This window comes from Oleiharenicola sp. Vm1 (genome assembly GCF_047777955.1).
In the GTDB taxonomy this organism is placed as follows: domain Bacteria; phylum Verrucomicrobiota; class Verrucomicrobiia; order Opitutales; family Opitutaceae; genus Didemnitutus.
Genome location: NZ_CP180537.1, coordinates 2665164 through 2678052, shown reverse-complemented (window position 1 = coordinate 2678052; position 12889 = coordinate 2665164). Strand labels below are relative to the sequence as shown.

The window sequence follows — 12889 nt, the reverse complement described above, 5'->3', positions numbered from 1 at the left end:
GCCGTTGGGGGCAACGACCCGGAGGCAAAAGAGATTACGGCTTCTCGAGCGGATCGACGTTGTTCTTCAGGTCGGTCCAGTCGGTCTTCGGGGCGCGCGGGTCGAGGCCGTAGATGAACTTCTCGATGTTGGTGTAGCCGTCGCCGTTGGCGTCCTTGATCGCGTCGGAGGCGTCGTGCGGGTTCAGGCCGTGCGCGCTCTCCCAGGTGTCGGGCATGCCGTCGCCGTCGCTGTCGACGTAGGGCGTGCCCTGGTAGTCGGGCCAGCCGCCGACCTCGCTCGGGTCGGTGATGAAGCCTTTCGGGACGAGTTGGATGAGCTCGTCGGTGTATTTCTGCGCGTAGCCGTAGAAGTGGGCTTTCTCGACGGAGCCGGCGGCGATCTTCAGCGGCGGGATGACGCCGGTGCGGACCTCCTCGATGATGCGCGTGTCGACCGCGTCCCGGCGCGGCAACGTGGCGCCGACGTGGGCGAGCACGTGGGCGTAGGCCTTGGTCGCGTCGGTGATCGGGAGCGGGGCGTGCGGGAAGGGCTGGTCGACGCGGATCCGGGCGAGCACGTCCTTCAGCGCGTGCTGGCGGACGTCGGGCTGGACGCCGCCGTCCCAGTTGTCCTTGGTCACGCGGTCGACGCCTTCGACGACGTTGCCGGCGACGTAGGCTTTGCCGAAATGGTCGACGACGGTCTTGCTGCGCTCGGATTCGGGCTTGAGCAGGCGGTAGCGGACGTCGTTGTCGGGCGTGCCGGGGCCGGGTTTGAAGTAGTTGTTGAAGATGTTGAACTCGCTGCGATGGTCGCCGCCGTCGACGGTGCGGTGGCGCCAGTTGAAGAGCACGTTGTTCACGAAGGTGAAGTCGCCATACATGCCGACGCTCGGGTTGCGGCCGGTGTTGCAGGCCCAGAGGTTGTGATGGAACGTGCTGTTGAGTCCGCCGATGGTGGAGCCGAAGGCGTGGTGGAAGATGTTGAGGGATTCCGAGGAGATGGAGTTCTGGATGGTGACGTTGACGGTGGGGAGCTTCAGGTCCTTGCCCCCGCCGGGCGGGCGATACATGTGGCGATACATCGAGATGTTCTCGTCGAGGCTCCAGGACGAGGAGACGTGGTCGATGATGAGGTTGCCGGTCGGGTTGCCGCCGAGGGAGTCGTCGCGGTCGGCGGGGTCGGTCTTGCCGCGGCGGAAGCGCAGGTGGCGGACGATGATGTCGTGGGTGTCGAGCTGCACGGTGTCGCCGGCGATGCAGACGCCGTCGCCCGGCGCGGTGTTGCCGACGATGGTGACGTAGGGCGCGCGGATGCTGAGGCGGTCCTTGAGGCGGATGACGCCGGCGACGTTGAAGACGATGATGCGCGGGCCGGCCTGCTCGCAGGCGTCGCGGAAGGAGCCCGGGCCGGAATCGTTGAGGTTGGTGACGACGATGACCTTGCCGCCGCGGCCGCCGAAGGAATACATGCCGCCGCCCCACGCGCCGGGGAAGGCGGGGATCTTCGCCTGCGGGAGGTCGGAGGGCTGCGCGGCGCCGGGCAGGTAGGGTTTGCCCTTGGCGGTCCAGGCCTGGATCTCGGGCTGGGCGCGCGCCCAGGCCTCGTCGGAGAGCTTGTCGGTGATTGCGGTCTCCGCGCGGGCGGCGGCCATGATGTCCGGCGGGACCGTCGGGTAACCTTGGGCGAGAGCCGCGGTGGTGGCCGCGGTGACGACGGCGCCGAGGAGCGCGTGGCGGGTGAAGCGAGGGAGTTTCATGGTGACCGGAGGAGGACGATTATTTGCCGCCGCCGGGGGCGGGGCGATGCGCAAGATTCTTTTCGGCTTCTTTCATGTTGTAGCCGGCTTTCGCGAGGTAGTTGTTGATCCGGCCCTTGTATTTGCCGAACCACGCGTGCTTCTCCTCGGAGGTGCTGCCGTCCATCGCATGTTCGCGCGCTTCCGTGAGCCAGGCGAGGATCTGGGCCTGTTGCTCGGCGGTGAGGTCGGGCAGCATCTCCTGATAGACGCGGTAGGTGAGCGGGAGCACGCCGTAGGTCATGCCGTCCTTGACCGCGTCGATCTGCGCGGGCGTGAGCTCGGTCGCGAGGGCGGCGAGGTAGTGCGCATGGAGGGCGGCGAGTTGGGCGTCGGTCTTGGCGAACACGTCGGCGCGGCGCGCCTCGGCCCCTTCGGGTCGGCGATGGTCTTCGCCAGCTTCAGGCCTTCGTCGCGGAGCTGATGGATCGGGCGCAGCGCGGCGTATTGCCGGGCGATGAGATCGCGCACACGTGTCGTCTTCGCGGCGTCGTCGAGGCGGAGCGTGGCGACGATCTTGTCCGCGCGCTGCACGAGCTCGGCGGGTGGTGGCGGCGGCGCATCGCCGGCGCGGAGGAGCGGAAGCAGCGCAAGGCTGAGCAGGAGGGCGAGACGGCGGCAGGACATGAGGAGGGGGAGACGTGAGGCGGGCATGGGACGCTACGTGCGGGCGGTGGTATTTCGGAAAAAAGGCCCGGTCCGCAAGAGACCGGGCCTTCCCCTAGCAATCGAAACGCAATGAACCCAAATTACCAGGACCCGCTGACGCCGAACGTCCAGGTGACGCCGAAGCGCTTCAGGTCGAAGGCCTGCGCGTAGGCCGGATAGGTGCCGAGGTCGTCGCGCACGATGACCGAGCGCTCGGCATTGAAGACGTCCTTGCCGCTGAGGAAGAGGCTGTAGTTCTTCGACAGCTTGTAGCTGGCGCTGACGTCGACACGCGTCACCGCGGGCTCGAAGCGACGGAGGTAGTTGCCGGTCGAGGCGTCGATGAGCGTGCGCGTGCCCGAGATTTCGTTGTCGTTCTTGTAGGCGGCGCGGATCTGCGCGGTCAGCTTGCTGCTAGCGAACTGCAGGCCGGCGCCCCAGAAGCGGTTCGAGCGCAGGGTGATCGTGCTCACGGTCGGGGTGAAGGTCACCGGGCTGCCGTTGGGGGAATCGAGGACGACCGGCGTGGGAGTTGCGGGCGTGCCCAGCGTGTTCGCCGAATAGCTGGCGAAGACCTGGAAGTTGCGGCCCCAGCCGCCGAGGAAGGCGAAGTCCTGGCGCACTTCGTATTCGAAGCCGTGCGTCTTTTGCACGGAGTCGCTGTTGGACGACGTCGTGAGCTTGTAGCGCTGGTAGGATTCAGCGTCCAAGCCGAGCGCATCGAGAACCGCGCTGAAGAGCTCGGGGCTCGTGTTGTAGTAGAGCGTGGTGGTCTCGGACTGGTTGGTGACCGACTTGGTCCAGTAGCTGACGGAGAGTTTGCCGCCGGTGTCGGTGTAATAGGACACTTGGAAGTCCCAGTTCGTCGACGTGCTGGCCTTGATGCCGGGGTTCGCGACGGAGATCGTGCCGAGCGTGCCGTCGGCGGCTTCGACGTCGTTTTCGGTGACGTTGAATTGGTTCGAAAGCACGCCGTTGATGCCGTCCTCGAGCTTCGGCATGCCGAAGGAACGAGACCAGGCGGCCTTGAGGTCGATCTTCTTCGTGAGCTGATAGGAAACGCTGAGGCTGGGCGCGGGATCGCCGGTCTGCTTTTGATTCACCGGATAGTTGGCCCGGCGGGCGAGCTGCGCGCCTTCAAGGCCGGTCGGCGTGGCGCCGGAGGCCGGGATGGCGTGGTCGGGATACCAGACCTTGGCGCTGGCCATGCGGCCGAGGAGGGCGGAGTTGCCGAGGAACGTGGTGTTGCGGAAGTCCACGAGCGTGCCGAGCACGCTGTCGCGGTAGAGCGTGCCATCGGCGTTCTTGGCGAAATACCACTTGCCGTCGATGAACGGCCCGCGGCCCTTGCGCGTGTTCTGCTCCTGGCGGGCGCCGCCAACGAAGGAGAGGCGGCCCTTGAGGAAGGATCCGCTGAGCATCGCGTAGATGCCATCGCGCGTCTCGGTCAGGTTCTTCTGCTGGCCGACATAGCTATACCAGTTCTCGCGGGCGTCGGCGGTGGTCGCGCCGGGCTCGACGAAGAGCTGGTTGGCCTGGTCGAGCTCGTAGAGCTTGTAGGACGAGCCCCATTGCTGGCCGGGATAGCCGAAGCCGGGGCTGACGTTGAGATACGTGTCGTCGAGGATGTTGGCGATGGAGTAGAGCGAGCTCTTCGTGGTATCGAGGATCCGGCGGTAGCCTGTGCCGCGGCCCCACTTTTCATTCTTCTCGGCGTCGCGGCGAATGCCGGTCGCGAAGGAGAGGGAATTCGAGCCGAGCCAGGGAATGAAATCCAGGGTGCGGGAGACATCGGCGCGATAGAGGCCCACGGTGTTGCGGGCGTAGGATTCCGCGGACTTCGCAATCGTGCCGTCGAGGGAGTAGTTGCTGAGGTTGGTGTAGTCGCGCACGCCGCCGCCGTTGCTGGTGCGGTTGTAGGTCGTGATCGAGGTCGGGATGCCGTTGACCAGGTCGTTGAACACCACCTGGCCCGGGTTCAGCTTGAGGGCGATTTCGGAGAAGTGGCCGTTCGCCTGGTCGCGATATTGGCTGTTCGAAACCGAGAGACTGGCCGAGGCCGAGATGTTCCAGCCGCCCTTCACGAAGCGATACTGCAGGTAGCCGCTCTTGGTGTCGCCGATCTTGTCGATGGTGGTGACGGTCATGTCCGTCGTGCTGTTGGCGGTTGTGCCTTTGGTGAACGTCGGGCCCCAATCCGCGCCGGCGGCGAAGGTGGGGCGGAAGTCAAGGCGGCGCTGCGCCTCCGCGCTGTTGTATTTGCTGTATTGGATGTTGCCGGTGAGCGTCTGGTTCGGGGTCGGACGCCAGTCCGCGCGGAAGTTTCCGGAAATGCTTTCGACCAGACGCGGAGTGTCGGTGACTTTGAAGCGCGTGATCGCCGGATTGGTCAGGGAGATCGCGCCGCTCGAGTTGGTGATCGAAGAAGATCCGCTTGTGCTCGCGGTGGTTTCCGCGCGGTAGGTCTGGTCATACTGCCGGTTGGCATAGCCGGTCACCGTGACACCAAAGGTCTTGGTGAACGGATAAGTGGCGGAGAAGTCGACGCCGGGGGCGAGCTTGGTGGTGGACTTGTTGACCGGGCCGGGCGTCTTCTTGAGCGTCATCGGCTGCAGCGAGTTGTAGTTCGCGTAAAGGCGCACGTTGTAGGAGGGCTTCGTGAATTCGAACGCGCTCTTGGTGATCAGGTTGATCTGGCCGCCCTGGGAGTTGGCCGGCATGTCCGGCGTGGCGACCTTGATGAGTTCGACGCGCGAGGCGTTGTTGATGGAAAGCATGTCCAGGCCGACCTGCCGCGTCAGGCTGCCCGGGGTCGCGTTCGAAACGGGCATGCCGTCGATGAGGATGGCGGTGTCTTCGGGGCCGAAGCCGCGCACGGAAACGCCCGAGGCGGTTCCCTCGGAATAGCCGGCCTGGGCGCCGCCGTAGGCACCGTAGTCGACTTGGACGCCGGGCAGGAACTTCACGAATTCGCCCACGTTGCCGCCGGGGATTTCGCCGAAGGTGTCGGTGGAGACGACGTTCTTGATGTTGACCGCATTGCGCTCGGAAGCGATGGCGATGGCGCGGGCGTTGTTGTAGCGCTCCGCGTTCACGGTGTAGGGATTCAACGTGATCGTGCCGTCTTTGTTGTCGGCCAGGGCCTCCTTCTCGCGGAAGAGGAAATCCTTCCGCGCCGTCTCGCCGCCGACGACGGTGATGCGGGCGATGAGATCGGATTCGCCGACGTAGCTGGCGCGGACCTCGACTTCCCCGGCGGGGACGTTGGTGAACTCGTAGTCACCGTAGGAATTGGAGATGGCCTGTTTGCCGGAACCCGTCAGCCGGAGCACGACGTTTTCCAGCGTCTGGCCGTTGGTGGCGTTGGTGATCGTGCCGCGGATCGTGCCCGTGGCGGGCGTTTGGGCCGTCGCGGAGACGGCGATCAGCGTGGCCGCGAAGGCCATCGCGAGGACACGAGTCAGGCGGGAGCAAAAATCAATCAACGCTCCGGCCCGTGAGGGTGGTATGCAGCGCATCGGTGTGCAGGGTTTGAGGGGTGAGTCAGCCCGCGAGGGTAGAGTTCGCGGTTGGTTGGGTATCCGTCTTATACCATGAGCGGATACCCGATTCTCCCGACAGCCGGGCGAAATCTGCCTAGTTCCTAAGCCCCGAACGAAAAGGCCGATCGTTCATATTTGAACCCGGCCCGGCGCGCGGCCATGCCGGGCGGCATCACTTCGCCGCTTCCTTCACCGCGCGCACTTCGCCGGGCTTCACCTTGTAACTGTAGATGTGAAGGTTGAGGAACTCTTCGATCTTGGCGAAGGCGTCGGCGCGGGCGCCGGGTAGGCCCCGCGCGTAGTCCGTCGGAAGATCCGCAAAAGTGACCTCCGCGGTGCGGCGCACATCGTGGGCAAATGCCCGGGCGGCGAGATACTGGCTCGTGCGCGGAGCGCCATCGAGGCCGGGATAGGCGAGCATCAGGATCGGCTTCGTCAGTTTCTCGGGGTGCCGCGTGAGCGGAGCGAGGTCGAGTCGCGCGCGATCGCCGAATGCCCCGACGATCAGCTGCGGCCAGGCGTCGCCGCTGTTCCAGTATTGTTCCTTCGTCCACTCGTCGAGATTCACGATCGGATCGAGCGTGACGGCGCAGCGAAAACGATCCGGATGGTCCTGCAGCGCGCGCAGGGCGATGAAGCCGCCATGGCCGCGGCCGAACAGCGCGATGCGATCCCGGTTCACCTGGAAGAGTTTTTCCAGCTCGCCGACCGTCTCGACGATGTCGTCGATCTGCACGAGATCGTAGCCTCCCTTCAACGCTTCGCGATGCTTGGTGCCGAGCCCCCAGACACCGCGGCCGTTGATCTGCACGACGGCGAATCCCATGTCGGTGAGCGCATGGATCTCGGCGCGATAGTCCGAGCGGACGCGCTGCCAGGGTGAGTCCGGACACACGATCACCATCGGGATCGGCTTCAGGCGCGGCTGGGTCGGCACGGTGATGAGTCCGGTGATGCGCGTGCCGTCGTCGTGTCGGGCGAAGTCGAAGGGCACGGTCGCGAAGGTGTGCGCGGCGTCCAGCCAGGGGGCGCGCCGGCTGACCTCCGTCAGCTTGCTCTTCTCCCGGTCGAAAACATAGAAGGCACCGGCGTCGGCGGGACCCTGGGTGCAGACCACGAAGCGGCGGCGGGACGAGTCCCAGTCGAGGAGGTCGACGGCCCGGCCGGGCAGCAGGCGTTCGAGCGTCGCCTGCACCTCGCGCATTTCGGGCTGGAGCCACGCCGCGGTGCGCATCGCCGCATCGTAGCGGATGCCGGCCAGGGCCTGCGTGTGCGGATCGAAGACAAGCGTGTCGGGCGGGAAGGAGTCCTGCGGCGCGCCGATGAGATCGAAGTGCGGGTTCTCGAACGCCACCGCGCCGCGCTGCCCGGTCACGAGGTTGCGGCTCCGGACGCTGAAGGTGTCGCGGTCGCGGTTCGTGGCGTAGTAGAGCACCTGCCCCGAGGGATCGAAACCGAGCGGCAGTTCGCGCACGCCGAAGTAGTTCTGGGGGGACACGACGAATTCGGCGCCGTCGTCGAACAGCTTCGCGAGCGGACGCAGGAGCGTGTGCGAGTCGTGGCCGAGGTATTCATACCGGTGGGGAAAACCGGGAATGAGCGAGTTCGGCACCGAAACGCGCAGGCGGCCCTGTTGGTCGAGCAGATAATCCCGGTCCGCGCGCATGAAGTCGCGCACGATCGGGCGCTGGGCGCCGTCGCGGCTGTCGATGGACAGAACCTCGAACGAGCGCGACCCCTCCGCGCGCGGTGCGCCGGTCGCGAGCAGCAGGAAGGCGCCGGGGCGATCGGGGTCGAGGCGGAGAATCTCCATCGAGCGGGGCTGCGTGCCGGCGCGCGACGGCGGCAGCACGACGTTGGCGGCGACGTCCTGCGAGGCGGTGCTGACCGAGCCAAACGACGAGTTGGGGCGGTCGGGCGACTGGACGCGGTCCTCGAACGCGCGGTCGTGGCGATCGAGCGAGAAGTTGTTTGGCGGCAGCGCGACGGAGTCGCCGGCGGTGACGGGACGAGTGCCGGCTTCCACAAAGCCGACCTCCTCGCGGATGTCCTTGGGGGTGACGATCGGTCGCGCGTTCCGGCCGTCGCTGTCAAACGCGAGGACGGTGCCGGTGACGCTGGACCACTCCAGCGCGCTGCCGATCGCGATGTCGGTGACGCGGTTGGTTTGCAGCACCAGGCGGGTGGGGGACGTCCAGCGCATCCACTGAATCTGCGCCGGGGTCTGCTCATGCTGATTGCGCGCGAGCATCGGCGTGGACGATTCGCTGTCGCCGACGAGCACCTTGGCGCTCGCTGCTCCGTCGGGGTGGTCGAGATCGGTGGTCACGACGAAGAGCTGGTCGCCCTCCCGGATGGAGAAGGCGAGGTAGCGGCCATCGGTCGAGAGCGCGGCCCGCTCCGTCCGGAGTGGCGTGAAGTAGTGTTTGAAGCGTCCGGCATCGGGCACGGCCGGCGCGGGCAGGGCGACCTCGCGCGGCGGGGCCACGGGTGGGGCGGTTCGCTCTTGGGCGTGGGCGAGACTGAGCAGGGCGGCGAATACTAGCCAGCGGGTGGGCATTGGGGGAGCAGGGACGGACGAGCAGACATCTGCGCGGGCCCGGTCGCGGCTCCTTCGAGCCGCGCGCGCAAATAGGAAAGGAGAGGAACGAGGACTTCCGGCGCGAGCGGGACGCGGTGTCCGCGCGGCTCGGCCTCGGGGAAATAGTCGTAGGGCGAACCGAGCGCGTCAAGGCGCCGCCGCAGCACTTCCATCTGATGGAGCGCATCGGGCGACTCGGTGGCGTTGATGCTCAGGAACAGCGGCACGGTCGGCGCAGCGAGGTAGTCGAGGGCGCCCTGCGCGCGCCAGACGGCGAGGTGCGCGTCGCGCGGCCCCCACGCCCGCTCGTAGCGCGGAATCATGGCGTCGTCCGCACGCAGGTCGAGGTAGGTGAACCGGCCCGAGAGCACGACGGCGCCGTCGACGGCGCTGGAGGTGTCGCGGTGTTCGCCGAGCGTCTCGAGCTCGGCGCGCCCTTGCGTCGTGACGAGCATCAGTGCCATGCCGCTGCCGCGCGAAAAGCCGACGGGCACGATGCGGCCGGAGAGCCCGAGCGCCGGGCCCTCGGCGCGAAGCGTGCGCACGGCGGCCTTGATGAGCTGCGCGCTGAGCGGCATCGGGTCGAGGCCCTTGTAGGGGGCGGGCACGGGATGGTCGGCCATCGCGACGGCGAAACCCTCCGTCGCGGCGCCCTCGAGCAGGGTGTCGGTGCAGAATTGGAGCGAGAAGTTCCCCATGCGGTTCGCGTTGTCGCACGAGAACTCCAGCACCGCTCCGACCGGCCGCGCGGGGCGGGCCGGGTAGAGGATGTCCAGCGCGAGGGTGCGCGTGCCGTCGCGGGCGAAGACGACGTCGCGTTTCAGCCGGCAGCCGGCCGGCACGAGGTAGATGTGGGCGGCGTCGAGCGCGCGGTCGCCGAGCCACTCCCGGCGGTGCAGCTGCGCGCGCAGTGCGGCGAGGTCGCGGTTCAGCTGCGGCCAGCGCGCCGCCGTGGCGTGCGCGTAGTCGAGCGCCGCGACGAGAAAGCCCTCGGCGCGGAAGCCGGCGATGATCGCGGCATCGCTCTCGGTGCCCGCGCGCGGCGCGGCGAGATTCTCGAGATACACCACGAGCGGGAGCGGCGCGCCGCTTTTCGACGGGGCCCGGGTGGGCTCGAGGAGCTCGCCGCGGATTTCTGTGCCGGTGGCGAGGCTGCGCCAGTGCAGCGGCGCCTGCGCGAACGCGGCTCCGGCCAAGCTCGCGCCCAGCAGCGCGAGACGCGCCGCGCGAACCGGTCGGCGCAGCAGTGAAAGCAGGAACACGGAATTTTTCGGTCTGTCCGGAGTGTGGGGGTTGACCTGCGTATCTTCTTACCCAATTTTCCAGCTTCGGACTACCCGTTTCCCCGTCGTTTTTGTCGCGTTCCTAAGACTTGCCCTACGTCTCCTTCGATCCCGACCGCCCCGACTTCACGCCGTATGGATTCTCCTGCGTGCGCTGGAGCCCTTCGCCCATGCGCCGGCCGGATCACCACAACGAGGTGGAGCTGAACCTGCTCACCAAGGGCTCCGTCAGCTACCTGCTCGGCGGGCGCAAGGTGCAGCTCGACGCCGGCTCGCTCAACGTCTTCTGGGCCGCGATCCCGCACCAGATCGTCGATTTCGCCAACGACACCTCGTATTTCGTCGCGACGATCCCGCTCGCCTGGTTCCTGCAGTGCAAGCTGACCGATCGCTTCGTCCAGCCGCTGCTGCGCGGTGAGGTGCTGACGGAAAAGCTCGGTGCGCGCGAACGGCAGGACGTCGACCTCTTCGCCCAATGGGAAAGCGACCTCCAGCAGCCCGACGACGACGTGCGCCACGTCGTGATGCTCGAGATGGAGGCGCGCCTGCGGCGCATGATCGGCATGCTGCCGCTCGCGGCGACGGCCGCGGCGCCGAAGGCGAAGGCGCGCGCCACGAGCCTGCAGGGCGGCGAGCTCAACAAGGTCGAGCAGATCGCCTGCTTCATCGCGCAGCGCTATACCGAGCAGCTGACGGTGACCGAGATCGGGCGGGCGGTCGGCCTGCACCCGAACTACGCGATGGGTCTCTTCAAGAAAGCGTTCGGCACGACGCTGCTCGATTACCTCATGCATCACCGCATCTCGCACGCGCAGCGCCTGCTGGCGACGACCGACGACAAGATCGTCGAGGTGGCATTCGCGTCGGGTTTCAATTCGATCAGCCGTTTTAACGAGACCTTCCGCCGCGCCTGCGGCTGCACGCCGCGCGAATACCGCGTGCAGCACGCGATGTCGGAGAAGCCCCGCAAATGAAGACGCTCCGCCCGCTCGCGCTCGGTCTGGCGCTGGCCGTCGCGCTCCGCGGCGGCGAGATCTGGGTTGCGCCCGCGGGCGACGACCGTGCCGCCGGCACGCGCGAGCAGCCGCTGGCCAGCGTGCACGCCGCCCTGCGCCAGGGGCGCGAGTGGCGGCGGCTGCACGCGCCCGAGTGCGCGGACGGCGTGACGATCGTGCTGCGCGGCGGGAGCCATGCGCTCACCGAGCCGATTTTCCTGCGCCCGGAGGACGGCGGCACGGCCGCCGCACCGACGACGATCAAGGCCGCTCCGGGAGAGCACCCGGTCGTCACCGGCGGCGTGCGCGTCGGCGACTGGCGCCGGCTCGACCCGGCGCCGGCGTCGCTGCCCGCCGCGGCGCGCGGACAAGTGTGGGCGGCGCCGCTGCCGAGCTTCAACGGGCGCTCCCTGGAGTTCCGCCAGCTGTGGGTGAACGGCGTCAAGGCCGTGCGCGCCCGCACCCCGAACGGCGACGAAATGGAGCGCCTGGTGGGCTGGGATCGCGCGGCTCGCAGCGCCGGCCTCCCGGCAGCGCTGGCCTTGCCGGCGGATCTCGCCGGCGTGGAGATGACGCTCCTGCAGGCGTGGGAGATCGCGGTGCTGCGGTTGAAGTCGGCGGCGGCCGACGGTGCGACCCTGCGCGTGCGGTTTCACGATCCGGAGAGCCGCATCGAGTTCGAGCATCCCTGGCCACAGCCGGCCATGCCCGGGATGGACGGGCAGAACGCGCCGTTCTTCCTCAGCAATTCGCTGGCTTTCCTCGACGCGCCGGGCGAGTGGTTCACCGATGTCCGCGCGGGCCTGATCTACTACTGGCCGCGCACCGGCGAGGACCTGACCCGCGCCGAGGTCGTCGCGCCGGCGCTTGAGACCCTGGTGCGCGTCGCCGGCACGCTCGACCGGCCGGTGCAGCACGTGGCGATCGAGGGCATCGAGTTCGCGCATACGACCTGGCTGCGCCCCTCGCTGCTCGGACACGTGCCGCTGCAGGCGGGATTGTTCATGCTCGACGCCTACGGCCTGAAGCCCAAGGGCACGCCCGACTGGCGCAGCCTCGACAATCAGGCCTGGCTCGGCCGGCCGCCCGCGGCGATCGAGGTGAGCGGGGCGCGTGACGTGCGCGTCGTGGGCTGCATGGTCCGCCATACCGCCGCCAACGCGCTCGACCTGCGCGAAGGCGTGCACGACAGCGCGATCGAGGGGTGCGTGCTGCGCGATATCGGCATCAACGGCGTGATGCTCGGCGCGTTTGCCGACGGCGGCTTCGAGGCGCATCTGCCCTACGCTCCCGCCGACGAGCGCGCGCCGACGGCGCGCGTGCGCGTGGCCAACAATCTGGTCGCCGACTGCGCCACCGAGGACTGGGGTGGGGTGGGCATCATCGCCGGTTTCGTGCGCGACACCACGATCGCCCACAACGAAGTCCGCGACACGTCCTACACGGGCATCAGCCTCGGTTGGGGCTGGACGCGCACGGCGAACGCCATGCGCAACAATCGCGTGCAGGCGAATCTCATTCACCGCGTCGCGACGCGCACCGCCGACAACGCCGGCATCTACACGCTCTCCGCGCAACCCGGCACGGTCGTGAGCGAGAACGTCGTCGATGCGATTCGGATGAGTCCCTACGTGCACGATCCCCAGCACTGGTTCTACCTCTACACCGACGAGGGGTCCTCGTTCATCACCGTGCGCGACAATTGGTGTCCGGCGGAGCGCTTCCTGCAGAATGCGACCGGCCCGGGCAACGTCTGGCAGAACAACGGCCCCCAGGTGAGCGCGGCGATCAAGGCCGCCGCGGGCCTGGAGCCCGCGTGGCGCGAGCGGTGGGCGGCGGAACTGGCTCGCTGAGGAAATGAGCAGTCGTCCGCCGCGCGGCGGCGTGATTTAGGGGCGGTCGCGCTCGACGGAACTTAGGATGCTGGAAGTTTTCCTGGGAAGACCGGAGGCCCTTAGTGGAATAATGCGTTAGGGTGCGCACCGTCACCCCAACCCCACCTTCGGTCCCGCCGTTTCCGGCGCCGTCCGAGCCACCGCTGCCACGAATTTCCCCTCCGC

Annotated in this window: 9 protein-coding genes; 3 read left to right on the top strand and 6 right to left on the bottom strand. The window is 67.6% G+C overall.

Translation table 11 applies throughout. The annotated features are described in order from the left end of the window. Nucleotides 1-34: 34 nt before the first annotated feature. From ACMYLB_RS13085 to ACMYLB_RS13075, 3 genes are read right to left on the bottom strand one after another with little or no spacing between them, the layout of a single operon-like run. Complete coding sequence (locus ACMYLB_RS13085; RefSeq protein WP_415907437.1) at nt 35-1741, bottom strand: polysaccharide lyase; 1707 nt, start codon at nt 1739-1741, stop codon at nt 35-37. A 19-nt stretch (nt 1742-1760) separates the two neighbouring features. Continuing rightward, entirely contained in the window at nt 1761-2129 is a 369-nt protein-coding gene (locus ACMYLB_RS13080) for a DUF3826 domain-containing protein (protein WP_415907436.1), read from the bottom strand. Continuing rightward, nucleotides 2021-2296, bottom strand: a complete 276-nt coding sequence (locus tag ACMYLB_RS13075) for a DUF3826 domain-containing protein (RefSeq protein WP_415911079.1) — start codon at nt 2294-2296, stop codon at nt 2021-2023. Before ACMYLB_RS13075 ends, ACMYLB_RS13080 begins: the two co-directional genes overlap by 109 nt. On the opposite strand from ACMYLB_RS13075, the gene ACMYLB_RS13070 reads away from it, so the two are divergent. Then, the gene (locus ACMYLB_RS13070; protein WP_415911147.1) at nt 2204-2425 is read left to right on the top strand and encodes a hypothetical protein; all 222 of its coding nucleotides are present in this window, start codon (nt 2204-2206) and stop codon (nt 2423-2425) included. The two genes, ACMYLB_RS13075 and ACMYLB_RS13070, sit on opposite strands and share 93 nt — an antisense overlap. Nucleotides 2426-2529: 104 nt before the next feature. Here ACMYLB_RS13070 and ACMYLB_RS13065 read toward each other — a convergent pair whose 3' ends face one another. From ACMYLB_RS13065 to ACMYLB_RS13055, 3 genes are all read right to left on the bottom strand, one after another. Beyond that, nucleotides 2530-5874 (bottom strand): TonB-dependent receptor domain-containing protein, encoded by a 3345-nt coding sequence (locus tag ACMYLB_RS13065; RefSeq protein WP_415907435.1) that lies wholly within the window; start codon nt 5872-5874, stop codon nt 2530-2532. A gap of 268 nt (nt 5875-6142) precedes the next feature. Further along, a complete protein-coding gene (locus ACMYLB_RS13060) occupies nt 6143-8530 on the bottom strand; it encodes an alpha/beta hydrolase family protein (RefSeq protein ID WP_415907434.1) in 2388 nt (795 codons plus the stop codon). Continuing rightward, a complete protein-coding gene (locus ACMYLB_RS13055; RefSeq protein WP_415907433.1) occupies nt 8512-9813 on the bottom strand; it encodes a hypothetical protein in 1302 nt (433 codons plus the stop codon). The genes ACMYLB_RS13060 and ACMYLB_RS13055 overlap by 19 nt, the downstream gene beginning before the upstream one ends. A 110-nt stretch (nt 9814-9923) precedes the next feature. Here ACMYLB_RS13055 and ACMYLB_RS13050 point away from each other — a divergent pair, with 110 nt between their 5' ends. Then, entirely contained in the window at nt 9924-10808 is an 885-nt protein-coding gene (locus ACMYLB_RS13050; RefSeq protein ID WP_415907432.1) for a helix-turn-helix domain-containing protein, read from the top strand. Beyond that, complete coding sequence (locus tag ACMYLB_RS13045; protein ID WP_415907431.1) at nt 10805-12682, top strand: right-handed parallel beta-helix repeat-containing protein; 1878 nt, start codon at nt 10805-10807, stop codon at nt 12680-12682. The genes ACMYLB_RS13050 and ACMYLB_RS13045 overlap by 4 nt, the downstream gene beginning before the upstream one ends. Nucleotides 12683-12889: the final 207 nt, after the last annotated feature.

Bases quoted from the DNA above. Each gene is read 5' to 3' on its own strand.
- ACMYLB_RS13085 (WP_415907437.1), bottom strand. From the start codon at position 1,741: ATGAAACTCCCTCGCTTCACCCGCCACGCGCTCCTCGGCGCCGTCGTC.
- ACMYLB_RS13070 (WP_415911147.1), top strand. From the start codon at position 2,204: ATGGATCGGGCGCAGCGCGGCGTATTGCCGGGCGATGAGATCGCGCAC.
- ACMYLB_RS13065 (WP_415907435.1), bottom strand. From the start codon at position 5,874: ATGGCCTTCGCGGCCACGCTGATCGCCGTCTCCGCGACGGCCCAAACG.
- ACMYLB_RS13060 (WP_415907434.1), bottom strand. From the start codon at position 8,530: ATGCCCACCCGCTGGCTAGTATTCGCCGCCCTGCTCAGTCTCGCCCAC.
- ACMYLB_RS13045 (WP_415907431.1), top strand. From the start codon at position 10,805: ATGAAGACGCTCCGCCCGCTCGCGCTCGGTCTGGCGCTGGCCGTCGCG.